1 protein-coding gene is annotated in these 301 nt (G+C 65.1%); it reads left to right on the plus strand.

Annotated elements, in window-relative coordinates; genetic code table 11:
- Positions 1–301: nickel-dependent hydrogenase large subunit (locus tag PZH32_RS12920; protein WP_275208656.1), on the plus strand; the 301-nt coding region annotated here is incomplete at both ends.

The raw sequence follows: 301 nt of genomic DNA on the forward strand, positions 1-301 counted from the left end.
GTCCAAGCTGGACGACCTGCTGGCCATGGCCACCGAGGTGCGCGACTGGGTCAACGACACGGTGTTGGCCGACACCGTCGCTCTGGCCGGCCCCTATGCCGACGCCCTCACCTGGGGGAAGGGCTGCGGCCGCTACATTGCCTGGGGCGTGTTCGAGGGCAACGGCTGGCCCTACGGCGACAACTACATCGAGCAGATGAAGAACCGTTACCTGCCCATGGGCGTGATCGACGAGCAGTTCGGCGTGTCCGACGTGGAGGAGCACCTCATCACCGAGTACCTGGGTCACTCCTGGTACAAG

The sequence above is a fragment of the Adlercreutzia equolifaciens genome (assembly GCF_029076695.1).
GTDB classification, from domain to species: domain Bacteria; phylum Actinomycetota; class Coriobacteriia; order Coriobacteriales; family Eggerthellaceae; genus Adlercreutzia; species Adlercreutzia equolifaciens_A.